Below are 22,608 nucleotides of genomic sequence, written 5' to 3'. Positions count from 1 at the left end.
GTTTAGCTCAAATAGTTCTACTGCTCCGGGTCAAACCACTCCCAGCCCCTCCTTATCCAAGGCGGGGAGTCTGCTGTTGCTGCTGTAAAGTATAAAAGTGATATCTAAAGTATAACTCCCTCCACTGTTTTTAGGGGAGGGTTGGGGTGGGGTAAAATACGGAATTATTTCTCGCGCTCGATGGTATACGCGATGAGTTGCTCCAGGGAAGTTCGGGATGGCGAAGCCGGGAACGTATGAAGTATAGCTAAAGCCTCAGCATGATACTTATTCATGATCTCAATTGTATAATCGATGCCGCCGGATGCTTTCACAAACTCAATTACCTGCTGCACCCGTTTGCTGTCGCCGTTGTTGTTTTTTACGTTGTAGATAACGCGGCGCTTGGTCAGCCAGTCTGCTTCGCGGAGGGCGTGGATCAGGGGCAAAGTCATTTTTTTCTCCTTGATATCAATGCCAACCGGTTTGCCTATTTCAGCTGTTCCGTAATCAAAAAGATCATCTTTTATCTGGAACGCGATGCCTACTTTCTCGCCGAACAAACGCGCTTTCTCCACATCTTCCGGCGATGCGCCTGCCGATGAAGCACCTACGGCACAGCAAGAAGCAATTAAAGAAGCCGTTTTCTGGCGGATGATGTCAAAGTATACTTCTTCGGTAATATCGAGTCGGCGGGCTTTCTCAATCTGCAGCAACTCGCCTTCGCTCATTTCGCGCACTGCATTCGATACGATCTTCAGCAGCTCAAAATCATCGTTGTGCAACGATAAAAGCAAGCCTTTTGAGAGCAGGTAATCCCCTACCAGTACGGCAATCTTATTTTTCCAGAGGGCATTTACAGAAAAGAAACCACGGCGGTAATTGGCATCATCTACCACATCATCGTGTACCAGCGTAGCCGTGTGCAGCAATTCGATCAGGGCAGCGCCACGGTATGTTGCATCGCCAATGCCATCGCCCCGGAAAAGCTTGGCCATAAAGAATACGAACATCGGCCGCATCTGCTTGCCCTTGCGCTTTACAATGTAGCTCATGATCCGGTCCAGAAGCAGCACCTTCGACTTCATCGAAGTCCGGAACTTCTTCTCGAACAGCTCCATTTCCTCGGCAATGGGGGCTTGTATTTTAGTTAGGCTGATGCTCATGTGTTGGGTATGCAATATTACGGTCTCACGGGGTGGTTTGCAAGCGCATACTTTAATTGTTGGTTCCCGATTGTTAAATTGCTGCATAAAATAAAGTGTTACATTGTCGGATTGTTAGGTTGTGATATGCAAGTGGCTTCTTTATAGCTCCCTCATCCGAACTCACCCGGAAGTATGGATCTGGCAACAAAAAGCCACTCAACAGTTTAACCATCAAACCATTTAACTAAAGCAGCCATGACTGATACCCTGAAAATAAATTTCACTGTTTACCCCAATCATAACCGGCCTTTTACCGCCGACGCCTGTTTTATACAGGACGGCAAACCAAAACCTGTTGTCATTTTTACACATGGCTTCAAAGGCTTTAAAGACTGGGGCCACTTTAATCTGATGTCCGGGTACTTTGCAGAGCGGGGCTTTGTGTTCGTGAAATTCAACTTCTCGCATAACGGCACCAGCGTAGATAATTTTGCTGACCTGCATGACATGGAAGCCTTTGGCCAGAACAACTTCAGCTTAGAACTTGATGACCTTAAAGCACTGATAGACCTGTTGCACGACGAAAATGGCCCGCTCTCCCCTGCTGAGCTTGATTTAAGCAACCTCTTCCTGATCGGGCATAGCCGGGGCGGTGGCGCAGTAATACTAAAAGCCGTAGAAGATAGCCGCGTGAAAGCTGTGGCGAGTTGGGCAGGCGTGAGCAATTACGACCAGCGTTGGCCCGAAACGGTGATGCAGCAATGGAAAAAGGAAGGCGTGCAATGGGTACTGAACGGGCGCACCGGCCAGCAAATGCCGCTCTATTACCAGGTAGTAGAGGATTTTCTGGAAAATAAACACCGCCTCGATATTTCGGAACTGATCAAAAAAATGCAGCAACCGCTTTTGATCCTGCATGGCGAAAACGATGAGACACTCCCCATCCAAATGGCCCATCAACTGAAGGCCGGTAAGCCAGATGCGGACCTGCACTTGCTGCCCGGCGCAGATCATTCTTTCGGAGGAAAGCACCCTTACGAGTTAGCCGATTTACCAGATGCAGCAACTGTAGCAGCCAATCTCACCATCGATTTTTTCAGGAAACATGCCTAAGGTATACTTGCTTTTGGGCGGCAACCTGGGTAACCGCACTTTATACTTGCAGCAGGCCCGCGAACATATCAATCAGCAGACCGGAAGTATAAAACGTGCTTCCAGACTTTACGAAACCGCCGCCTGGGGAAAAACCGATCAGCCTGCTTTCCTGAACCAGGTGCTGGAAATTGAAACACAGCTAAGTCCGGAGCAGGTGTTACAAAGTATAAACGCCATTGAACAGGAACTGGGCCGGGTACGCTTTGAGCATTGGGGCGAACGCGTAATCGATATCGATATACTTTTTTACGACGAGCTGGTGCTACAAACGCAACGCTTAACTATTCCGCACCCGCAACTACAGAACCGCCGCTTCACGCTGTTGCCTTTAGCAGATATTGCCCCTGAACTGCTTCATCCGGTGCTCAACCAAAGTATAAATCAGTTGTTAGCAACCTGCGCCGATATGCTGGAAGTGAAAGTTTTTGAGGAATCAGTTTAGCGTAATTCCAGTAAAACGTTTATCAAAGTATAAATATGATAAAACCTGCTTTTTTTGCTGATCAAGCTGCATTCAGAAACTGGCTGGCGCAGCACCATGCCCATGCAAAAGAGTTGTTGGTTGGCTTTTATAAAGTTGGCTCTGGTAAAGCAAGTATGACCTGGCCGCAATCCGTGGATCAGGCGCTTTGCTATGGTTGGATCGATGGCGTGCGAAAATCCATAGACGCGGAAAGTTATTGTATCCGTTTCACGCCGCGCAAACCTAAAAGTATCTGGAGCAACGTGAACATCAAAAAAGTAGCAGCCTTAACCGAACAAGGCCTGATGCAACCCGCCGGGTTAGCCGCTTTTTCTTTAAGAACCGAGGCAAGATCCGGAGTTTATACGTTCGAGAATGCTCCTGTTGAGCTGGATGAAAAATTTGAAAACCAACTAAAGGAAAATACAGCTGCCTGGGAATTTTATCAGAAACAAGCTCCATCCTATAAACGCACCGTAGCCAGCTGGATTATGAGTGCAAAGCAGCCCGCTACGCAGCAAAACCGGATACAAAAGCTGATTTCTAAGAGTGAAGCCTGCGAAAGAATCTAAGCTGCTAATGCCTTGTTGCAATACTTTTATCTATTAAAGCTGCAGCTTCTGCATAGCTGCCTTCCGGGAAAAACTCAGCACAAATTTTAAGAATAGCAAAGAGATGGTTCTGAAGTGAGGCTTCGTTTATACTTTCTTCTTTTAGTGCATCCTGCGCCAGGTGCAACGAAAGATCTGAAAGTAACAATCTTCTTTTCTCAGCCCATTCCGGTGTGTTTTTATAGACAGCTGACTCCGGATAAAAGGACTCCACTTTCGAGTGAGAGGCATCTATTAACTTTAGTATGGCTTTTCTGTTAGCAGCATTCATAGATTGAGTAGTTATGAAAGTATAAAGTATATAAAGCCCGGGCTGGTTCGTAACTGGCCCGGGCTTTTTATACTTTATACTTAGTCCGGAATTAAATGGCGGAGCTTACTTCCATAGTACGTTCGATCTTTTTAACAAGTCCCTGCAGCACTTTGCCCGGTCCGCATTCCACAAAATCGGTGGCGCCATCGGCTACCATTTGCTGCACCGATTGGGTCCAGCGTACGGGTGCGGTTAGCTGCTTGATCAGGTTTTGCTTAATCTCGGTGGGGTCGGTGTGCGGTTTGGCGTCTACGTTCTGGTAAATCGGGCAGATGCCCTGGCTAAACGTAGTGGCTTCAATCGCTTTGGCCAGTTCTTCTTCGGCGGGCTTCATCAGCGGCGAGTGGAAAGCGCCACCAACCGGCAACGGAAGTGCGCGTTTGGCACCGGCTTCTTTCATTTTTTCGCAGGCAATTTCGATGCCTTTGTTAGAGCCGGAAATAACCAGCTGGCCCGGGCAGTTGTAGTTTGCCGGTACCACCACTTCATCAATAGCAGCACAGATCTCTTCTACCTTTTCGTCTTCCAGGCCAAGTATGGCGGCCATCGTAGATGGGTTGGCTTCGCAGGCTGCCTGCATGGCAAGTGCTCTTTTAGAAACCAGACGCAGGCCATCTTCAAAGCTTAAAACATTGCAGGCAACCAGCGCCGAGAACTCACCCAGCGAGTGGCCTGCTACCATATCCGGAGCGAAATCTTTCGCTACTCTGGCCTGCGCCACAGAGTGCAGAAAAATAGCTGGCTGCGTTACTTTGGTTTGCTTTAGTTCTTCGTCGGTGCCGCTGAACATGATCTCGGTGATGTTAAAACCAAGTATCTCGTTTGCTTTATCAAACAACTGTTTTACTTCGTCGTGCTGCTCATACAGGTCTTTGCCCATACCTACAAACTGGGAACCCTGCCCAGGGAAGACGTATGCTTTCATTTGTATTGTATTAATGGTTATTCGTTATTCCGCTTGATGGTTAAATAACTTGATGGTTGCTCAGACTATAGTTAGTTTATACTTTAGAGAAACAACAATCTAACAAACAGCAATTTAACAATTTACGCTACAAACCTGGCGCGTTCTTCGGGGCCAGGCAACAGGCAGCTTTCTCTCTGGCCGGCAATCAGGTAGCGGTTTCGGGCTACTAGCCGGTACACAAAATTGCGGAAAGATAAGGGAATAAACCTTAAATAATAAAGAAGTGGCAACGGAAAATTAAGGTAACGGGCAATGCGCAGCACCGCTTCAGACTCGGTATAAAGAACACCTTTCTCGTAAAAAAGGATGGAATCGGGCAACGGCTCCGGTACTTGCGCTAACGGTACAAGCTGCGTAGCCAACCCGGACTGGAGCGGTGCAAAGTATAAATCCTGCTTTTTGTTATGCTTCAGGGCAAACTGTACGCTACCCTGGCAAAAGCCGCAGGTGCCATCGTAAAACACGATGGGCTTTTCCTGCAACTCACTTACTGTATGGTTTTTCATTAGCGAACGATCTCAACCCAGCCTTTATACTTGGTTGATGCCCGGGCCGGATCTATACTGAATACGGAAACTTCTGCTTCGTAGTAGTATACCCCGTCGGTTAACCGGTTGCCGTCCTTATCTACACCGGCCCAGTTAATGTATGGGTCGCTGCTGCTTTCGTATACCAATGTCCCCCAGCGGTTAAACACTTTAAACTTAGTTGACCGGATAAATCGTGCACGCTCATCTGGTCGGAACACATCATTTTTACCGTCTCCGTTTGGCGTGATGATGTTTGGCAACATAAAGTAGAAGCAGTTGTCTTTGCATACTTCGTTACTAAATACGCTCTCGCGACCAGTTACATCGGTTAAGGTTACCACATAGCAACCCGCAAACGACTCGAGGCCCGTATGGGTGAAAGTAGTTTCTTTGGTAGTCGCTAATTTAGTGTACTCTGTCTGGCCCGGCCCTTTAAAGTATACAGTATAGAAATCAATGTCTGTGGTACAATCCGGGTCGGTTGGCGGCACCCAGGTAAGTATGTTCTGGTAAGGCGGATCCGTTGGATTCTGCAGGAACTGCTCACAATTAAGCTCGTTTATACTTAGCACCGGCGGGCAAACCAGCAACGGAATGAGCGCACATGACTCCTGGCTCTTGTTCAGGAGTGGCTCCGGCACGCCCGCTATCTGGTAGGTTCCGGCAGTTTCGACATAATAGCAATAGGTTACGCCGCGCTGTAATGGCCCGCCCTGCGCCGTGCCACGGTCTGTATAGGTTCCGCTTGTCGCGCCGGCTTTCACCTGATCTACGAGAACAAACTGCGTTGAACCTTCGGCTCTTCTGTAAATGCGATGATCCAGTATGGTATTGTTCCAGGGCACATTATACGTCCAGTTCAGCACAATACCTTCTTCATCGTTTGGCGCTGCGGCTGTTGTTAACCGTACGCTGGATGCTTCCGTGGAATGACGCAGGTTGGTTGGTTGTCCGTTCTGAGCCTGGTAAAACTCCAATTTATAGCGGTACGCATTATTCTGCGTATTCAGGTTCTGATCTACAAAAGAAGTAGCGCCTGCAATGTTCCGGCTTGTAAAGATCGGCGCACCAAAGTTGCCACCCGGCTCCATGCCTACTTTACGGTATAATCTATACTCAAGCGGCTGCGCCAGGTTATCTAAGTTAAGCGGCGCGATCCATCTTACCGTTATCTGGCCATTTGTAGCGCTTGTACGGTCAACAGTTACATTAGTAAGGTAAGGTATATCTTGGTCTACGGTAATGCATACTTCGTTTGATGCTATACTTTTACCACCAGCCGGCGCCGGGAATTCAGCATAAGTAATGTAGCAATATTCTGTGCCGGGTTTCAGGCCGGCTCCGTTGTTGGTATCTGTAAAACTGGTAGCCCACGTACCGTTTGCATTCTTTCGTACTTCCCCGATCAGCACATAACCTGTGCTGGCAGGCACGCCGGTCTGGCAGGCATCCGGCACAAAATTAGACTTGCCTTCGCGTCTGTAAACTTTCATAACAGATGCGTTCTGGCACGTATATGGGTTCCAGTTAATGGTTACACTGCTTGCGCCGCCTTGTATACCCGTTAATACAGGTGGCGGACCAACTACTGTAATGTTCCAGGGTTGGAGATCGGCCAGCTTGTTTTCGGCAGGTATGGGCCTGTCTTCCGCTTTAAAAATTACCTGGTACGGGCGCTCTCGCACATCGCCACAAACGGTTGGCCATCTGAACGTGCCTGTTGCCACGCCGCCTGTTGTATTGGCATTGGCTACAAAACTGGCTGGCGGCACAATTCCACCGTTACCGGCAAGCGTTAAATTAATTCTGTCGCCGTCCGGATCGGTTGCTCTGACAATACCTACAAGGGTTGTACCGGCTACTACACAGGTGTCTTTTGGCTGCAATACAGGTGGCCTGTTCGGGTTATCTTTTACAATGATCTGCATATCCCGGACCACTTCGCTTAGCTTGGCTGCTACGCGCCTGCCATTTGGCTGTACGGTTATCCGCCATTCTTCTACCACAAAAGCTACGTTGTACTCCCCTTTCATGCAGGGTGCATTCCACTCCAACTGGCCGGTTACAACATTCAGAGTAAGATAAGAGGTAGCTGTTCCGTTGGCAGTGGTACAGGCAAAAGTTCGGCTTGGCAACGTATAACCGGGCACATCCGATATTCTGCCACCTGGTACTTCAACCCGTTGCGGCACGCGCAGTTTAAAAGCAAGGCTATCTCCGTCAGCATCGGTGGCGCCGGGGTTGTGCACAAATATTCTGCCTACCGCAGCTTTATCGATGGGGGCAACGCGCAGTACAGGCGTACTGTTAAACCCGCGCAGGGCATTTATATTAACAATCGTTTCAATGTAGAAGTTGATATCCTGCGAAGGAGGTGCAATGTTTTTGATGTCGTTGTTCCGGTTCTGCCCGTTCCAGGAAACTACGTAGCTCCCGTCTGCTCCATAGGTGTACTCCCACCTAAAAACTTCTTTATCAACCAGATCGGCGGGCTCGCCTATCGGTATAACAGCCAGGCGTTCTACTTCCTGTGTGGTGCCATCTCCGTTCCTGATCAGTACAACAGGGTCTTCCGCGCTGGATGCCCGGTCGGTGTACATGATCATGGTAAAGAAAAAACGGCGCGGATTGGGGTTTGCTGTGGTGTCGCGCTTTGCTGTAATATCTCCTGCCCGGATGTGTGTGGCCTGCGCCTCAGGCACTGCACCCAGTAACATGATCATTACCCACAACAGGCAGGCATGCAGGAAGTACTTTATGCGTAAGCTTTTCGGCATACAGGTGGGGTTTGGCAGTAAAATTTAGCTATAAAGAAAACAAATCCGGGTAATATTACCAACAATAAGAGATAATGATGGTTATACTTTAAAGGTTTTTTGTCCTACGCATACCAATTTAGATTGATTCAAAATATGATTTTAAAATTGTTTTGTATATAGCCTGCATGTACCTTTGAGAATTAAAAACGCTCATTTATTTAACCCTTAACAAATACAGATGAATTGGTTTACTAAAACGTTTTCCAGTACTGTTGGCCGGAAGATCGTGATGTCCATCACAGGTCTTTTTCTGTGCTCTTTCCTGGTGGTCCACTTAATTGGCAACTTACAGCTCTTTAAAGACGATGGTGGCGAAGCCTTTAACATCTACTCCCACTTCATGGCGACCAACCCGATCATCCGCACCATGGAGATCGTTTTAGTCCTTGGCTTCCTGTTCCACATTTACGATGCGATCGTTTTAACGCGTAAGAACAAAGCCGCCCGCCCGATTGGTTATGCCGATAGCCGCCCGCAGGAAAACTCTACCTGGTCTTCCCGCAACATGGGTTTATTAGGTACAGTTATACTTGTGTTCCTGATCATCCACCTTTGGAACTTCTTTGTTCCGGCTCGTTTTGGCGGTCTGGATGGTGTCGTGATCGAGAATGTAGAGTACGATAACCTTTACCTGAAAGTAGTGCAGTCGTTTGACATTTGGTGGTATGTAGCCATTTATGTTATTTCGATGGTAGCGCTAGCTTATCACCTGATCCACGGTTTCCAGAGTGCATTCCAGTCGCTGGGCCTTGATCACAAGAAGTATACCCCATTCATTCAGAAATTCGGATACGCTTTTTCTGTAATCGTTTGTGCTGGCTTTGCTGTCATCCCATTATACTTCTTCTTCCTTAAGTAATAACTGTCTTTTCATATTGCTATGATATTAGATTCTAACATCCCGGAAGGCCCGTTAGCGGAGAAATGGGACAAGCATAAATTTAACGTGAAGCTGGTAAACCCGGCCAACAAACGTAAATACGATATTATTGTAGTTGGTACCGGCCTGGCTGGTGCTTCTGCTGCTGCTACTTTTGGTGAGCTTGGTTACAACGTAAAAGCATTCTGTTTTCAGGATTCTCCGCGTCGTGCGCACTCCATTGCGGCTCAGGGTGGTATTAATGCTGCTAAAAACTACCAGAACGATGGCGACTCTGTTTTCCGTCTGTTCTACGACACCGTTAAAGGTGGTGACTACCGCGCACGTGAAGCTAACGTGTACCGTCTGGCTCAGGTATCTGTAGATATCATTGACCAATGCGTGGCGCAAGGTGTACCGTTTGCACGTGAGTACGGCGGGCTTCTCGCTAACCGTTCATTCGGTGGTGCGCAGGTATCGCGTACGTTCTATGCACGTGGCCAAACCGGACAGCAGTTGCTTTTAGGTGCTTACTCAGCGCTTAACCGCCAGATTGCTTACGGTAAAGTAAAAATGTATCCGCGCACCGAAATGCTTGACCTGGTAATGGTAGATGGCAAAGCACGTGGTATTGTAGTTCGTAACCTGATCACGGGTAAGGTTGAATCGCATAGTGCACACGCTGTAGTTCTGGCAACCGGCGGATACGGTAACGTATTCTTCCTGTCTACGAATGCGATGGGTTCTAACGCTACAGCTGCCTGGAGAGCACACCGCAGAGGGGCATTGTTCGCTAACCCTTGCTTTACGCAGATCCACCCTACCTGTATCCCGGTATCCGGCGATTACCAGTCAAAGCTGACGCTGATGTCTGAGTCGCTTCGTAACGATGGCCGTGTTTGGGTTCCTAAAACTGTTGAGACAGCACAGCGTCTTCGCAAAGGAGAAATCACGGTGAACGACATCAAAGAAGAAGACCGCGATTACTACCTGGAGCGTAAGTATCCTGCATTTGGTAACCTGGTACCACGCGACGTGGCTTCCCGTAATGCCAAACTGATGTGCGACGAAGGTCGTGGTGTAGGTGCTTCAGGCCTTGCCGTATTCCTGGATTTTGCTGATGCAATTAAGCGTGAAGGTCAGCCGGCTATTGCAGCCAAGTATGGTAACCTGTTCGATATGTATGCTAAGATTACTGATGAGAATCCGTATGAAAAGCCAATGCGTATCTACCCTGCCGTACACTATACCATGGGTGGCCTTTGGGTAGATTATAACCTGATGACTACTATCCCTGGTTTATATGCGACCGGCGAGTGTAACTTCTCTGACCACGGTGCAAACCGCTTAGGTGCTTCTGCCCTGATGCAAGGTTTAGCTGACGGATACTTTGTAGTTCCTTATACTATCGGTGATTACCTGGCTAAAATGCCAAACGAGCGTATCAGCACCGAGCACCCTGCCTTTAAGGAAGCCGAGCAGAACGTAATGGCTATTACAAACAAGCTTCTTTCTATCCAGGGAACGCGCACAGTAGATGATTTCCATAAGGCACTTGGCCTGATAATGTGGGATTACTGCGGTATGGCCCGTAACGCCGAAGGACTTCGTTTCGCGAAAGCCGAGATCCGTAAACTGCGTGATGAATTCTGGAGAGATGTGAAAGTAACCGGCGTAAACGAAGAGTTAAACCAGACACTTGAGAAAGCACACCGTGTTGCCGATTTCCTGGAGCTTGGAGAACTGATGGTAGACGATGCGCTGCACAGAGAAGAATCTTGTGGTGGCCACTTCCGTGAGGAATACCAGACACCGGAGAACGAAGCCCTGCGCGATGACGAGAACTTTGCTTATGTAGCGGCCTGGGAGTTTACAGGAACTGGCAACCAGCCAATGCTGCACAAAGAAGATCTCAAATTCGAGAACGTGAAGCTGACACAGCGTAGCTATAAATAAATAATTAATTACGAATTAAGAATTACGAATTACAAATTAGGATTGCAGGTAAGTATAACTTCTCAGTTTTTTTCTAATCAGTAATTTATTTTTCTCAATTCGTAATTGTTAATTCGTAATTCTTAATTGACAAATAAAATGGCTGGAAGTAATCCAAATGCTAAACCGATGGATCTTACGCTAAAGGTTTGGCGCCAAAAAAATAAAGATGCCGCTGGTCAGCTGGTAACTTACCCTGTTAAAGGAATCTCTCCTGATATGTCTTTCCTGGAAATGATGGACGTACTCAACGAGAACCTGCTGCGTAGCGGTGAAGACCCGATCGCGTTTGACCACGATTGCCGCGAAGGTATTTGCGGTGCGTGCAGCCTGCACATCAATGGCCGTCCGCATGGCCCGGAGCGTGGCACTACAACCTGCCAGCTGCATATGCGCCACTTCAAAGATGGCGATACCATTACCATTGAGCCCTGGAGAGCAGCTGCCTTCCCGGTGCACAAAGACCTGGTAGTAGACCGTTCTGCCTTTGACCGTATTCAGCAGGCTGGTGGTTACGTATCTGTTAACACAGGTGGCGTACCGGATGCCAACGAGATTCCGATTCCGAAAACGATTGCAGACAAGGCGTTTGATGCGGCAACCTGTATCCAGTGTGGTGCATGTGTAGCAGCGTGTAAAAATGCTTCTGCTATCCTGTTCGTATCTGCTAAGGTATCGCAGCTTGCCCTGTTACCACAAGGTAAAGTAGAGCGCCAGACGCGTGTAGAGAACATGGTGGCCCAGATGGAAATAGAAGGTTTCGGAGCTTGTAGCAATACAGGAGCCTGCGCTGCCGAGTGTCCGGTAGGCATTTCGCTGGAGAACATTAACATGCTGCGCAGAGAATATATTTCTGCTAAGGCAACTTCAGAAAACTTCTAAGTAACTTATTAGTTTATAAAAGGCGGGAGCAGCAATGTTCCCGCCTTTTTTGTTTTAAATCCAGACCACTTATCTTTGAAACTATACTTGCTTTGGTGAATTTATACTTGGCCTGAAGCACTTTTATACTTTAACCTATGATCACACTTATATCCGGCACGAACAGACCTGCCTCTTTAACCAGAGCGATAGTGAGTTTATATGCTTCTAAACTGGAAGAAAAAGGCATGGCATACCAGATACTCGATCTGGCCGAACTTCCTGAGGACTTTGTAATTTCTGCTCTTTACGACTACACCGGCAAAAACGAAGCGTTTAATAAATTAGGCGCTATGGTCGCCAATTCTGAGAAGTTCGTGTTTGTGGTGCCAGAGTATAACGGTTCCTTCCCGGGTGTTCTGAAAGCTTTTATTGATGGCCTGGATTATCCGTTTACCTTCAAGAATAAGAAAGCGGCTTTAGTGGGCCTGTCCTCCGGGATGCAGGGCGGCCTGCTGGCTACCAGCCACCTGACCGATATCTTTAACTACCTGGGCATGCATGTGCTGGCACAGAAGCTGAAACTGGCTTTTATAAGCAAGAACTTCGATGGCAAGGAGCTTACCAACGAGTTGTATGCGCAGCTTTTAGAGGAACAGGTAGAAAGCTTTATTAACTTTTAAGTATAGAAACTGAAGACTGTATTTATACTTTGAAACTACTTAGCTTTTCAATAAAACCGTATAAACTGGACTCCTGCGTGTTTTCAACTGCAAGCATATAGACTAATGTTGTCGGTGAAAACACCTACAACGGCGCAATCTGAAGTAAAATCTTATTGATTTATACTTTGATCTGAAAGTATGACTTTACTTTTAAATAACATCAGAAAGTATAAAGTATAAAAAAAGCCCGCTTTAAACAGCGGGCTTTTTTTATACTTTATACTTGGAAGAACCTTAGTCTACATTGTCATGCAGGAAGCGGTTATCTCCTAAGATCTCGTTGTCGTCGTTCAGGTTAAAGCGGGAGATGCTGCGCTCCGAAGAATGAGAAACTCTATCCAAGGCTACATTGCGGCGCAGGTAAGCCGGAACTTCCATCTTCTCCTTCATGGCTTCAGATGTAATTTCGGTGCTCAACATTTGCAGGCGTGCTTTTCTTTCGTCGGCAAGTTGCTTTAAATGTAATTGCTCCTGAGCACGTCTGTCTGCTTCACCAACAGAATAGCTGTCCGTGCTTCTGGCGGCAGCCGTAAACCCATCGTTCTTCGTATGCGCATCCAATATATGCACGATACGGGTAGGCTGAGCCTGTTCAATTGGCTTGCGCTGCTCATACTGCTGCGGTGCCGGAGCAGGTGCAGGCGTTGGAACTGGTACCGGTGCAGGCGCAGGAGCAACAGGTGCTGGTGCTGCTGCCGGACGAGGCGCATAGTAAACCGGCTCAGGTGTTTCTACCTTAACGGGCGCTTCGTTTGTTACTTCAATTTTTTTTTGGCTGTTTAAGTCAAATACTGTTTTTTTTGGTTCCAGTATACTTTCAGCAGTGCTCGCGAAACCTGTAGCAATAACAGTTACACGAATGCTCTGGCCAAGCGAAGAATCAATACCATGTCCGAAGATAACTTCAGCTTCCTGACCGGCTTTGTCCTGGATATACTCCGTGATCTCAGTCAGTTCATCCATTTCAAGTTCAGCCTGCTCACCAGACATGATCGAAAGAAGAATTCTCTGAGCACCAATAATATCTGTGTTGTTCAGCAACGGAGATGAAAGCGCTTCTTCAGCAGCACGCAGGGCACGGCCCTCGCCTTCTGTGGTAGCAGAACCCATTACGGCAGCACCAGAGTCTTTCATTACCGTCTTAACGTCTTCAAAGTCCACGTTCACTTCCGCAGTAACCGTAATGATCTCTGCGATAGATTTAGCGGCTGTCGTTAATACGTTATCCGCCTTCGCGAAAGCTTCACGGATGGTCAGGTTACCGAACATCTCACGCAGCTTATCATTCAGGATAACAAGTATGGTATCACAGTTTTCGCTTAGTTCTTTAACACCGTTCTCGGCAGCAGTTTTCTTTTTCTTGCCTTCAAATATAAAAGGCGCCGTTACGATCCCAACTGTCAGGATGCCTAACTCCTTTGCCACTTTCGCGATAACCGGTGCAGCACCCGTACCAGTTCCGCCGCCCATACCTGCCGTGATAAACACCATTTTTGTATCGGCGCTTAACATCTCACGTATTTCTTCTTTGCTCTCCAGAGCGGCTTGTTTTCCTTTTTCAGGGTTGGCACCTGCCCCCAGTCCTTCTGTCAGGTTCTGGCCAATGGCAAGTTTATTTGGTACACTACTGCTTTGCAGCGCTTGTGCATCAGTGTTGCAGATAATAAATTCCACATCCTTGATACCCTGCTTATACATGTGGTTGACAGCGTTACTACCACCGCCCCCAACGCCAATCACCTTGATTATAGACTTACCGCTGGCTGGCAAATCGAAAGTGTACATTGAAGTCATGCTGTTGTCTCCTGCTCTAATAGGTTAATAACTTTGTTTGTCTATGTCGTCTGTTAAAAAGCCTTTCAGCTTCTGAAACAAACCGCCGCCGCTGCTACCGGAGCCTGAGCTCGTGTTATTGCTACTGCTGCTATTTGTATTGTTTGCTGTACTTTTCTGTACAGGCTTGTTCTGGTATTCTTCTTTCTCTTCAACCTGTGCGTAATTCCCGCTACGCTGGTCGATTGGCTGATAGCCTGCAAGTACCAAACCTACGCTAGTAGCGTACATCGGGCTTTTTACAGCATCAATTCTTGATTTACCGAGGTGCTCGTTCGGATAACCGATTCGGGTATCCATTCCGGTAATATATTCTACTAATTGTACCAGATTCTGCAATTGTGCGCCGCCACCTGTAATTACAATACCGGCTGCGAGGCTGTTTGCATAACCAGAGCGCATGATCTCGGCATACACTAACTCGATAATCTCTTCCATTCTTGCTTCAATGATATAAGCAAGATTCTTTAAAGATATCTCTTTTGGCGTTCTGTCGCGCAATCCTGGGATAGAAACTATTTCATTTTCTGATGCTTCGCCTGCAATTGCTTTACCAAATTTAACTTTCAGCTGCTCTGCCTGGTTCTGCATCACCATGCATCCCTGCTTGATATCGGACGTAATTATACTGCCGCCAAAAGGTAAAACTGCCGTATGGCGAATTATATTGTCTTTAAAGATAGCTAAATCTGTTGTACCGCCACCTATATCCACCAAAGCAACACCTGCTTCCTTTTCTTCATCGCTTAAAACAGACATGCACGAAGCAAGCGGCTCCAGTATCAGATGGTCTATTTCAAGGCCGGCACGCGTCATGCACTTGTTAATGTTGTTGATAGCGTTTGACTGCGCTGTGATGATGTGGAAATTACCTTCCAGGCGCACGCCGGACATACCAACCGGGTCCACTATACCTTCTTCGTAGTCCACTTTATACTCTTGTGGCATTACGTGGATGATCTCGCTGCCGGGAGGTGTAACAAGGCGGTACATATCGTTTGTAAGCCTGTTTACATCGTCTACGGTTATCTCATTGTCTGATACCTGGCGGGTGATGCTGCCGTTATGCTGCAGGCTTTTAATGTGCTGGCCTGCAATACCTACGTTTACAACTCCTATGTTTATCCCGGATTGTTCTTCAGCCTGGCGGATCGCTTTTTTAACAGCATCAACTGTTTTATCGATGTTGCTTACAATGCCACGCACTACCCCTTCGGAGGGCGCTTGTCCCATCCCCAGGATCTCCAGTTTGCCAAATTCATTTTTTCGACCAACAAGTGCGCAAACTTTGGTTGTTCCAATGTCCAAGCCTACTACTATTTTGTCGTTCTGCATAGTTCCATTTATTATTCGCAAATAATCTGATCGTCGTATTCTATGTTTACCCTTTTATATTTGTCCCAGCCTGTTACGGGCAGCACTTTCTTATAAAAGATCATTAACTTCTTAAACTTATCTTCTATTTCCATGGGCTTGCCGAACTCGATGGTGTGTTCGCCAACCTGTGGTAAAAAAGAAACTTTGCCCTTGCCATCAATATGCATCTGGGCCAACTGTGCTTTCCAGAACTGGTCGCTTTCGATAAACTGTAGCAACGAAAGATAAGACTGCCCTGCTGAGTCCTGAAAGAAACCCTTATCGGTTGATTCTAAGAGTGCCGATTTTGTAATAGGGATGACACGTGCCGTATACCTTTCGGAGAGCGGAAGTATGGTTCCCTCTGCATCGATGTATACATCCTGGTTAGGTCTGATGATCCGGGCTATCGGCCTGTTTTGCTTTACTGTAACATGGATGTTGCCATCCAGCCCTCTGAACACTTCTGCATTCTTTACAAACTTGTCTGCTTCGATGCGCTTTTCCAGGTTCTTCAGATCAATGTTATCATTTGCCAGTCCTTCGAGCTTTCTTTCTCCTTCCCTGGTTAGTAAATCCCGGACCTCCTTTTCTCCAAGAAAGTAATTATTGTACTCATTATCAATTTTAACAGTAACTGTTTTGCATACTTTTTTATTCTGGCGCGAGGTCGCAAAACCTGCCAGCGCAACAACCAATAGGATGCTACAACCTGCAAAAATTAAAGATTTTATTTTACTATTCAAGCCCATCTCCGTTATTTTCTAAAATATTTTTGACAGGTAGTACCAATGTGTCAATATCCCCGGCCCCGATAGTAGCTAAAACCTCGAAATCAGCGTTCAAACGCAGTTTTTGCAATATTTCTTCTTTTCCCAACAGGGATTTGTCCGGGCACGTGATCAGGTCCAGTAACATGCCAGAATTAATGCCTGGAAGCGGTTTTTCGCGAGCCGGGTATATTTCAAGCAGGATCACTTCATCGGCACGGCTCAGGCTTTCTGCAAATCCGGTCGCAAAGTCGCGTGTACGTGTAAACAAATGTGGCTGAAATATAACGCTCACCTTCTTATCCGGATACAGCGCCCGCAACGATCCCATAAAAGCATCTATTTCTTTTGGGTGATGTGCGTAATCATCGATGTATACTTTGCCATTGCCTTCATAGACAAATTCGAACCGGCGTTTAACACCGGAAAATGCTTTCACCCCCGCTTTTATACGTTGTTCGGGAACCTGCAAAACCTGGGCGGCAAGTATAGCAGCCAGCGTATTCTCAGCATTATGGAAACCGGGCACGCCCAAACGCAAGTTGTTTATACTTCCAAACGGACTCTTTACATCAAACTCGAACCAGCGGCCATTTATGTTGAGGTTCTGAATATGTGCCTGCCCTTCCGCAAAGCTGTACCGTACTACCTGCACACCTTCCTGTAGTTCATTTAGTAAACTGGCATCCGTGCTTTCCTGAATAAAAAGAAAACCACCCGGTTTTACCTGGCTGATAAATTTCCGGAAAGTGCGTGTCAGTTCTTCTTTATCGCCATAAATATCCAGATGGTCCGGGTCGGCGGAGGTAACGATGGCAATATCGGGGTATAAAGTCAGGAAAGAGCGGTCGAACTCGTCGGCTTCCACTACCACAATTTCTCTTTCACTGGTGCCGCTTCCTATAAGTAAATTCGAGTTGAGGTTTGTAGAAATCCCGCCCAGGAAAGCAGAACAATCCACACCGGCATGGTGCAGCAAATGCGTTACAATGGAGGATGTGGTGGTTTTACCGTGTGTACCGGCCACTGCAACCGTGTATGCCGAAGCCGTGATGATGCCCAGAACTTCAGATCTTTTTTTGATCGTATAGCCGTGCTCCTGCAGGTATGCCCACTCCGTATGGTCTTTCGGAATGGCCGGTGTAAGTATAACCAGCGTCTGTTGTTTGTGCTGCAGTACCTGCTCCGGCAGGTTTACAATATTATCTTCGTAATGGATAAGTATCCCTTCCTGCTCCAGCGCTGCAGTTAGTGGCGTACGTGTTTTATCGTAGCCCCACACCGGAAAACCTTTGGCTTTAAACCAGCGGGCAATCGAGCTCATGCCAATGCCGCCGATGCCTAAAAAGTATATGTAGGTATAGTCTTGGAGCTTCACTTTATCAGCTTTAAAAGTTCGTTTACAATTTCGGCGGCGGCGTTCGGTTTAGCCATACGTGTAATGTTACCGGCCAGTATTTTTTGCTCTGCCTCATCTTCTGCTAATGCTAACGCTTTGTTTATCAGTTGCTGAGAAGCATCGGCATCGCGTACAAGTATGGCTGCGTGCTGCTGCACCAGGGCCATTGCGTTTTTTGTCTGATGGTCTTCTGCCACATTAGGCGAAGGCACCAGTATAACGGCTTTACCTGCCAGGCAAAGCTCTGAAATAGACAAGGCCCCTGCCCTGGAAATTACAATATCGGCTACGCTATAGGCCAGATCCATACGTTTGATAAAATCGAAGGCGCGTATACCTGCTTCGGTTTTTGTTGCTGCCAGTTTCTCTGCTTCCGGGAAATATGTTTTCCCTGTCTGCCAGATGATTTGATAACCGGCAGCTACCAGTTGATCCAGGCCGGCGGCTATACTTTGGTTAATGGTTCTGGCTCCTAAACTGCCACCAATTACAAGTATGGTTTTCTTAGCTTCGTTTAAATTGAAATGTGCCAGCGCTTCGTTTCGTTTCAAGTGGCTTTCCATGATGTCGCTGCGCACCGGGTTGCCGGTCAGTACCAGTTTATCGCTTGGGAAAAAATTTTCCATGCCCGGATAAGCCACGCATACTTTGTCCACACGTTTGGCAAGCAGTTTATTCGTGATGCCCGCATACGAGTTCTGCTCCTGAATGAGGGATGGAATACGACGTGCCGTAGCTGCATAAAGCAAAGGGCCACTGGCGTAACCTCCTACTCCAACCACAGCATCCGGCTTAAAATCTTTAATGATCTTATAAGATGCACGTATACTTGATGCCACTTTGAGCGGGAAAGACAGGTTATCCAGTGTAAGCCTGCGCTGCAAACCGCTGATCCAAAGCCCGATAATTTTATAGCCTGCATCTGGTACACGGGTCATTTCCATACGGCCTTTGGCGCCCACAAACAGAATTTCAGCAGCCGGGTTTACGGTTTTTATCTGGTTGGCAATAGCCACGGCCGGGTATATGTGCCCGCCGGTGCCGCCACCGCTGATGATGATGCGATATGGACGTGGACTGTTATGCATTTACGGCTACTTTAGCGGGTGCTTTTTCAAACTCGTTTCCTGTGCGGCTTACACTCAGGATAATCCCCAGGGAAATACCCGTAAAGATCAGCGACGTACCTCCCATACTTAGCAAAGGCAATGGCAAACCCGTGATCGGGCCTAACCCGACTGCTACGGCCATGTTCACCATGCCCTGCAACACCAAACTAAAGGTTAACCCCGCAGACAAAAGTCCACCAAAGGCACCGTTACTTTTATTAACCGTAACCAGTCCCCGATACAGAAGTGCCAGGTATAAAAACAGAACAATCACGCCCCCTACCAAACCATATTCTTCCAGGATGATCGCGTAAATAAAGTCGGAGTACGGGTGAGGCAGAATATCGCGCTGATCAGAATTGCCTGGGCCTTTGCCCAGTAAACTACCGGTTGCAATGGCAATGTAAGACTGCTCCAACTGGAATGGCACTTCCGTATCGCTTCTGAAAGCCTCCACGCGGCTGATGGCCGTATCCAGTCGCTGGCCGGCTGCTAAACCTGCTGCCCCCAGGACCACACAAAAAACCATGGCTACCATCAGGTACTTCAGCGGCACACGCCCGATAAACAGAAGCAGCATACTGGTCAGGAATAGCAACACAGCGGTTGATGTATTGGTGAGCACGATCAGGCCACAGATAGCGCCTGTCCATAAAAAGATTGGGATCAGCGTTTTTTTAAGATGCAACTCGTGCTGCTTCTTGGATAACATACTTGCCAGGTATGAGATAAGGGCAAGTTTGGCCAGATCCGAAGGCTGGAACGTCTGGTTGATAACAGGGATGGTGATCCAGCGGGAAGCTTCGTTGATATTAGAGCCGAAGAAATACGTAAACAGCAGCAACGGCACCGAAATAATAAGCGCCAGCAACGATAATTTGGAATAATACCGGTAATCGAGTTTGTGCGCCAACCACATAAAGGCCAACCCAACCAGGATCAGGGTAGTATGCTTAAACAGGAAATATTCGGTGTTGCCCTCTTTGGATTTATAGGCCAAGGTACCTGTAGCCGAATAAACCACAGCTACACTTATCAGCGAAAAAGCGATCACGATCCCCCACAAAACAGGATCCCCCTTCATATTCTTCTGTAACCACTGCTTTATCATAAACCTTCGGTCTGCTTGGTTATATTATTTATTCAAAACGATGCGCTCTACGGCCTCCTTAAAAAGCTGCCCCCGGTGCTCATAATTATTAAAAAGATCGAAACTGGCACAGGCCGGTGAAAGCAGTACCACATCGCCTTCGTCTGCGAGCGAACGGCTCAGTCGCACTGCATAACCCATGGATTCTGTTTCGGCTACTACAGACACGATGCGGCCGAAAGCCTTCTTTAATTTCTCATTGTCTTTGCCCAGGCAGATCAGCACTTTTACTTTTTCTTTGGCCAGATCATGCAGCAAAGTATAATCATTGCCTTTATCCACGCCACCGGCAATCCAGATAATAGGCTTTTTTATACCTTCCAGAGCATAATATACTGCTTCGACGTTGGTGGCTTTGGAGTCGTTGATATAAGTTACGCCTTTGGCTTCGCCTACTGGCTGCAAGCGGTGGTCTGCATTCTGAAAAGTATAAAGCGCCTGCTCAATCTCTGCATCTGAGAGACCCACAAGTTTTGCAACCGCCACAGCTGCCATGGTATTGTATTGGTTGTGCTTGCCAATGAGCGGAGATTTCTCTGTGCTGATAGTTGCGTTCGTATCCCCAAAAGCCAGGTTTATACTTTGGTCGTTATACTTTACAGCCGCATTTTCCTGTAGCGAGAAAGGTATTGCTGTACCGGCAAATTGGTTCTTATCAAAAGCAGCAGCTATATGCTGATCATCGGCATTATATAAAAAATGATCCGCTTGAGTCATGTTTTGTATGATCCGCATTTTAGAGGCGGCATACTTTTCTAACTCATAATTGTAGCGGTCCAGGTGATCAGGCGTAATGTTGAGCAGAACGGCAATGTGCGCTTTAAACTGGTACATGTTATCCAGCTGAAAACTGCTGAGCTCTATTACATAAAACTCATACTTGTCTTCAATCACTTTTTCGGCGAGGCTCTCCCCGATGTTACCAGCTAATGCCACATTGATACCCGCGCTTTTAAGCAGATGGTAAGTCAGTAGTGTAGTAGTGGTTTTGCCGTTGGTGCCTGTAATGCAGATAAACTTAGCCGACGTATAACGTGCCGCAAACTCGATCTCAGAAACTACCGGAATTCCTTTGCTGATTGCTTCCTGAATAATGGTCGCCTTTTCCGGAACGCCCGGGCTTTTGATGATCTCATCCGAAGTAAGAATGCGCTCAAAGGTATGCGTGCCTTCCTCGAACTCGATTCCGGATTCTGCTAATTTGGACTTATACTTGTCCTTTATCGGGGCCATATCCGATACAAACACGTTCAGCCCTTTCGCTTTCGCTAATAGAGCCGCTCCTACGCCGCTTTCTCCTGCTCCAAGTATGGCTATGTTCATCACTGCGTTAGCGTAATTTAAGTGTTACAAGTGTTAAAATGGCCAGCATGATGCCTACAATCCAGAAACGGCCAACGATCTTCGATTCGTGGTAGCCCATTTTCTGGTAGTGGTGGTGCAACGGTGACATTTTAAAGATGCGGCGGCCTTCGCCATACTTTCGTTTGGTGTATTTAAAGTAGCTCACCTGCAACATTACAGAGAGGTTCTCTACCAGGAAAATACCGCAAAGTATAGGAATCAGTAATTCTTTCCGAACGATCAGGGATAAAACGGCAATGATACCGCCGATGGCCAAACTGCCCGTATCGCCCATAAAAACCTGCGCCGGATACGTGTTGTACCACAGGAAACCCACACAGGCACCCACAAAAGCCAGACAGAAAATAGCCAGCTCCCCGGAGTTCGGAATAAACATGATATCCAGGTAATCCGCGAAAATGGTATTACCGGATACGTAAGTAAAAATAGCCAGCGTAGTGCCAATAATAGCCGAAGTACCGGCAGCCAACCCGTCAATTCCGTCGGTAATGTTAGCGCCATTCGATACGGCCGTAATCACCAGGATCACAAATGGAATGTATAAGTAGCACGACCAATCCTGGAACAAAGGACCGGCAAAAGAGAACAGGTTACAATAATCGAGTTCGTTGTTTTTGCGGAACGGGATGGTTGTGATCATCGATTTCACATCAACCCAGCTGGATGTAGCTTTTACAGCAGACGTGGTGCCATCGGCAAGTATGTACTGGCGCACCGTTACATCATCGCTAAAGTATAACGTGAAGCCCACAATCAGACCCAGACCTACCTGGCCCAGAATTTTAAACCTGCCGGCAAGCCCTTCTTTGTTCTTTCTGAAAACCTTAATGTAATCGTCCAGGAAACCGATCAGGCCCAGCCAAACCGTAGACACAATCATCAAAAGGATATAGATATTGTCGAGACGGGCAAACAATAGCACTGGAACAAGTATGGCTAAAAGTATAATCAGCCCGCCCATGGTCGGCGTTCCTTTCTTTTCCATCTGCCCTTCCAGGCCCAGGTCGCGGATAGATTCGCCTACTTGCTTGCGCTGCAGCATTTTAATCAGTCTGCCACCAAATATCATCGCAATCAGCAACGACAAAAGCGTGGCCATACCTGCCCGGAAGGAGATATACTGGAACACACCGGCTCCAGCTAAATCAAATTCTCTATCGAGGTATGTAAAAAGGTAGTAAAGCATTTAATTAATCTCTGT

At 47.3% G+C, this 22,608-nt stretch carries 20 protein-coding genes; 7 read left to right on the top strand and 13 right to left on the bottom strand.

The genetic code is table 11. The annotated features are described in order from the left end of the window. Positions 1 to 164 precede the first annotated feature (164 nt). On the bottom strand, positions 165 to 1,145 hold the full coding sequence (locus DP923_RS13285; protein ID WP_112306360.1) for a polyprenyl synthetase family protein: 981 nt from the start codon (positions 1,143 to 1,145) through the stop codon (positions 165 to 167). A gap of 237 nt (positions 1,146 to 1,382) precedes the next feature. Here DP923_RS13285 and DP923_RS13280 point away from each other — a divergent pair, with 237 nt between their 5' ends. The 3 genes from DP923_RS13280 to DP923_RS13270 are packed head-to-tail and all read left to right on the top strand — an operon-like array spanning position 1,383 to position 3,317. Further along, positions 1,383 to 2,240 (top strand): alpha/beta hydrolase family protein, encoded by an 858-nt coding sequence (locus DP923_RS13280; RefSeq protein WP_112306359.1) that lies wholly within the window; start codon positions 1,383 to 1,385, stop codon positions 2,238 to 2,240. Then, positions 2,233 to 2,724: a 2-amino-4-hydroxy-6-hydroxymethyldihydropteridine diphosphokinase gene (gene folK, locus DP923_RS13275; RefSeq protein WP_112306358.1), complete on the top strand. Its 492-nt coding sequence runs from the start codon at positions 2,233 to 2,235 to the stop codon at positions 2,722 to 2,724. The genes DP923_RS13280 and folK overlap by 8 nt, the downstream gene beginning before the upstream one ends. 35 nt (positions 2,725 to 2,759) lie before the next feature. Next, on the top strand, positions 2,760 to 3,317 hold the full coding sequence (locus DP923_RS13270; RefSeq protein WP_239021034.1) for a YdeI/OmpD-associated family protein: 558 nt from the start codon (positions 2,760 to 2,762) through the stop codon (positions 3,315 to 3,317). 4 nt (positions 3,318 to 3,321) lie between these two features. Here the strand turns inward: DP923_RS13270 and DP923_RS13265 are convergent, their stop codons facing one another. From DP923_RS13265 to DP923_RS13250, 4 genes are all read right to left on the bottom strand, one after another. After that, positions 3,322 to 3,627 carry a hypothetical protein gene (locus DP923_RS13265; protein WP_112306357.1) on the bottom strand — a complete coding sequence of 102 codons (306 nt, stop codon included), beginning with the start codon at positions 3,625 to 3,627 and terminating at the stop codon, positions 3,322 to 3,324. 91 nt (positions 3,628 to 3,718) lie between these two features. Beyond that, positions 3,719 to 4,594, bottom strand: coding sequence for an ACP S-malonyltransferase (gene fabD / locus DP923_RS13260; RefSeq protein WP_112306356.1), 876 nt, complete (start codon positions 4,592 to 4,594; stop codon positions 3,719 to 3,721). Positions 4,595 to 4,716: 122 nt separating this feature from the next. Continuing rightward, positions 4,717 to 5,142: a thiol-disulfide oxidoreductase DCC family protein gene (locus DP923_RS13255; RefSeq protein WP_112306355.1), complete on the bottom strand. Its 426-nt coding sequence runs from the start codon at positions 5,140 to 5,142 to the stop codon at positions 4,717 to 4,719. Further along, positions 5,142 to 7,943, bottom strand: a complete 2,802-nt coding sequence (locus DP923_RS13250; RefSeq protein ID WP_112306354.1) for a T9SS type B sorting domain-containing protein — start codon at positions 7,941 to 7,943, stop codon at positions 5,142 to 5,144. The genes DP923_RS13255 and DP923_RS13250 overlap by 1 nt, the downstream gene beginning before the upstream one ends. Positions 7,944 to 8,163: 220 nt before the next feature. Between DP923_RS13250 and DP923_RS13245 the strand changes: the two genes are divergently transcribed. From DP923_RS13245 to DP923_RS13230, 4 genes are all read left to right on the top strand, one after another. Beyond that, positions 8,164 to 8,844: a succinate dehydrogenase cytochrome b subunit gene (locus tag DP923_RS13245; RefSeq protein WP_112306353.1), complete on the top strand. Its 681-nt coding sequence runs from the start codon at positions 8,164 to 8,166 to the stop codon at positions 8,842 to 8,844. A gap of 21 nt (positions 8,845 to 8,865) precedes the next feature. Continuing rightward, positions 8,866 to 10,800, top strand: coding sequence for a fumarate reductase/succinate dehydrogenase flavoprotein subunit (locus tag DP923_RS13240; RefSeq protein WP_112306352.1), 1,935 nt, complete (start codon positions 8,866 to 8,868; stop codon positions 10,798 to 10,800). Between the two features lie 168 nt (positions 10,801 to 10,968). Next, positions 10,969 to 11,721, top strand: a complete 753-nt coding sequence (locus DP923_RS13235) for a succinate dehydrogenase/fumarate reductase iron-sulfur subunit (protein ID WP_112306701.1) — start codon at positions 10,969 to 10,971, stop codon at positions 11,719 to 11,721. Between the two features lie 137 nt (positions 11,722 to 11,858). Then, positions 11,859 to 12,383: an NADPH-dependent FMN reductase gene (locus DP923_RS13230; protein WP_112306351.1), complete on the top strand. Its 525-nt coding sequence runs from the start codon at positions 11,859 to 11,861 to the stop codon at positions 12,381 to 12,383. A 276-nt stretch (positions 12,384 to 12,659) separates the two neighbouring features. Here DP923_RS13230 and ftsZ read toward each other — a convergent pair whose 3' ends face one another. Genes ftsZ through mraY form a run of 8 tightly spaced genes read right to left on the bottom strand, consistent with a single transcriptional unit; the run spans position 12,660 to position 22,593 of the window. Continuing rightward, positions 12,660 to 14,219, bottom strand: a complete 1,560-nt coding sequence (ftsZ, locus tag DP923_RS13225; RefSeq protein WP_112306350.1) for a cell division protein FtsZ — start codon at positions 14,217 to 14,219, stop codon at positions 12,660 to 12,662. A 24-nt stretch (positions 14,220 to 14,243) separates the two neighbouring features. Further along, entirely contained in the window at positions 14,244 to 15,593 is a 1,350-nt protein-coding gene (gene ftsA / locus DP923_RS13220; protein WP_112306349.1) for a cell division protein FtsA, read from the bottom strand. An 11-nt stretch (positions 15,594 to 15,604) separates the two neighbouring features. Further along, on the bottom strand, positions 15,605 to 16,366 hold the full coding sequence (locus DP923_RS13215; RefSeq protein WP_112306348.1) for a cell division protein FtsQ/DivIB: 762 nt from the start codon (positions 16,364 to 16,366) through the stop codon (positions 15,605 to 15,607). Further along, a complete protein-coding gene (gene murC / locus DP923_RS13210; protein ID WP_112306347.1) occupies positions 16,353 to 17,762 on the bottom strand; it encodes a UDP-N-acetylmuramate--L-alanine ligase in 1,410 nt (469 codons plus the stop codon). The genes DP923_RS13215 and murC overlap by 14 nt, the downstream gene beginning before the upstream one ends. Next, positions 17,759 to 18,871: an undecaprenyldiphospho-muramoylpentapeptide beta-N-acetylglucosaminyltransferase gene (gene murG, locus DP923_RS13205; protein WP_112306346.1), complete on the bottom strand. Its 1,113-nt coding sequence runs from the start codon at positions 18,869 to 18,871 to the stop codon at positions 17,759 to 17,761. The genes murC and murG overlap by 4 nt, the downstream gene beginning before the upstream one ends. Beyond that, positions 18,864 to 20,003 (bottom strand): FtsW/RodA/SpoVE family cell cycle protein, encoded by a 1,140-nt coding sequence (locus DP923_RS13200; protein ID WP_112306345.1) that lies wholly within the window; start codon positions 20,001 to 20,003, stop codon positions 18,864 to 18,866. The genes murG and DP923_RS13200 overlap by 8 nt, the downstream gene beginning before the upstream one ends. Before the next feature lie 24 nt (positions 20,004 to 20,027). Then, positions 20,028 to 21,365 (bottom strand): UDP-N-acetylmuramoyl-L-alanine--D-glutamate ligase, encoded by a 1,338-nt coding sequence (murD, locus tag DP923_RS13195; RefSeq protein WP_112306344.1) that lies wholly within the window; start codon positions 21,363 to 21,365, stop codon positions 20,028 to 20,030. 7 nt (positions 21,366 to 21,372) lie between these two features. Beyond that, positions 21,373 to 22,593 carry a phospho-N-acetylmuramoyl-pentapeptide-transferase gene (gene mraY / locus DP923_RS13190; protein WP_112306343.1) on the bottom strand — a complete coding sequence of 407 codons (1,221 nt, stop codon included), beginning with the start codon at positions 22,591 to 22,593 and terminating at the stop codon, positions 21,373 to 21,375. Between the last annotated feature and the right edge of the window lie 15 nt (positions 22,594 to 22,608).

The organism is Pontibacter arcticus (assembly GCF_003284895.1).
GTDB lineage: Bacteria > Bacteroidota > Bacteroidia > Cytophagales > Hymenobacteraceae > Pontibacter > Pontibacter arcticus.
Note: the sequence above shows the minus strand (reverse complement) of the source record. Positions and strands in the feature narration are given on the sequence as shown.

Bases quoted from the DNA above. Each gene is read 5' to 3' on its own strand.
- fabD (WP_112306356.1), bottom strand. From the start codon at position 4,594: ATGAAAGCATACGTCTTCCCTGGGCAGGGTTCCCAGTTTGTAGGTATG.
- murG (WP_112306346.1), bottom strand. From the start codon at position 18,871: ATGCATAACAGTCCACGTCCATATCGCATCATCATCAGCGGTGGCGGC.
- mraY (WP_112306343.1), bottom strand. From the start codon at position 22,593: ATGCTTTACTACCTTTTTACATACCTCGATAGAGAATTTGATTTAGCT.
- DP923_RS13235 (WP_112306701.1), top strand. From the start codon at position 10,969: ATGGATCTTACGCTAAAGGTTTGGCGCCAAAAAAATAAAGATGCCGCT.
- DP923_RS13280 (WP_112306359.1), top strand. From the start codon at position 1,383: ATGACTGATACCCTGAAAATAAATTTCACTGTTTACCCCAATCATAAC.
- folK (WP_112306358.1), top strand. From the start codon at position 2,233: ATGCCTAAGGTATACTTGCTTTTGGGCGGCAACCTGGGTAACCGCACT.
- DP923_RS13245 (WP_112306353.1), top strand. From the start codon at position 8,164: ATGAATTGGTTTACTAAAACGTTTTCCAGTACTGTTGGCCGGAAGATC.
- DP923_RS13265 (WP_112306357.1), bottom strand. From the start codon at position 3,627: ATGAATGCTGCTAACAGAAAAGCCATACTAAAGTTAATAGATGCCTCT.
- ftsA (WP_112306349.1), bottom strand. From the start codon at position 15,593: ATGCAGAACGACAAAATAGTAGTAGGCTTGGACATTGGAACAACCAAA.
- DP923_RS13200 (WP_112306345.1), bottom strand. From the start codon at position 20,003: ATGATAAAGCAGTGGTTACAGAAGAATATGAAGGGGGATCCTGTTTTG.
- DP923_RS13215 (WP_112306348.1), bottom strand. From the start codon at position 16,366: ATGGGCTTGAATAGTAAAATAAAATCTTTAATTTTTGCAGGTTGTAGC.
- DP923_RS13270 (WP_239021034.1), top strand. From the start codon at position 2,760: ATGATAAAACCTGCTTTTTTTGCTGATCAAGCTGCATTCAGAAACTGG.
- DP923_RS13230 (WP_112306351.1), top strand. From the start codon at position 11,859: ATGATCACACTTATATCCGGCACGAACAGACCTGCCTCTTTAACCAGA.
- DP923_RS13255 (WP_112306355.1), bottom strand. From the start codon at position 5,142: ATGAAAAACCATACAGTAAGTGAGTTGCAGGAAAAGCCCATCGTGTTT.
- DP923_RS13250 (WP_112306354.1), bottom strand. From the start codon at position 7,943: ATGCCGAAAAGCTTACGCATAAAGTACTTCCTGCATGCCTGCCTGTTG.
- murD (WP_112306344.1), bottom strand. From the start codon at position 21,365: ATGAACATAGCCATACTTGGAGCAGGAGAAAGCGGCGTAGGAGCGGCT.
- DP923_RS13285 (WP_112306360.1), bottom strand. From the start codon at position 1,145: ATGAGCATCAGCCTAACTAAAATACAAGCCCCCATTGCCGAGGAAATG.
- ftsZ (WP_112306350.1), bottom strand. From the start codon at position 14,219: ATGACTTCAATGTACACTTTCGATTTGCCAGCCAGCGGTAAGTCTATA.
- DP923_RS13240 (WP_112306352.1), top strand. From the start codon at position 8,866: ATGATATTAGATTCTAACATCCCGGAAGGCCCGTTAGCGGAGAAATGG.